This window comes from Mesorhizobium sp. M8A.F.Ca.ET.165.01.1.1, assembly GCF_004792065.1.
Classification (GTDB): domain Bacteria; phylum Pseudomonadota; class Alphaproteobacteria; order Rhizobiales; family Rhizobiaceae; genus Mesorhizobium.
In genome coordinates, this window is record NZ_SRTH01000160.1 from 1 (window position 1) to 328 (window position 328).

Here is a 328-nt window from a genome sequence, read left to right on the forward strand (position 1 = left end):
GCGGCTCCAGAACCCGCTTGCGATGGCCGCCCATCTTGCCAGGCGCGACCGACCCACTCGCCCGATAGCGCTGCGACCACTTCACCGCCGACGACACTGCTATGCCGAAACGAGCCGCAACCGTGCGGCAGCTCTCACCAGCCGCGATCGCCACAACAACACGCTCACGAAGATCATTCGAAAGAGGTCGCGTCATCCGATGCTGGCCTCCACTCCAGCCAGCATCTTGATGGGGTGGACGGCCCCCGACCCAGCGGCATCGCAATGTGCCAAGATGGCGTTGTCAAAGGACCATCAGAGGGAAGGAACCGTCCGCATGCAAGTTATC

General features: G+C 62.8%; 1 protein-coding gene. It reads right to left on the reverse strand.

The window, feature by feature from the left end; all coding sequences use genetic code 11:
• On the reverse strand, positions 1 to 196 hold a 196-nt coding region (locus tag EN808_RS35555; protein WP_135918248.1), incomplete at its 3' end, for a helix-turn-helix domain-containing protein.
• Positions 197 to 328 lie beyond the last annotated feature (132 nt).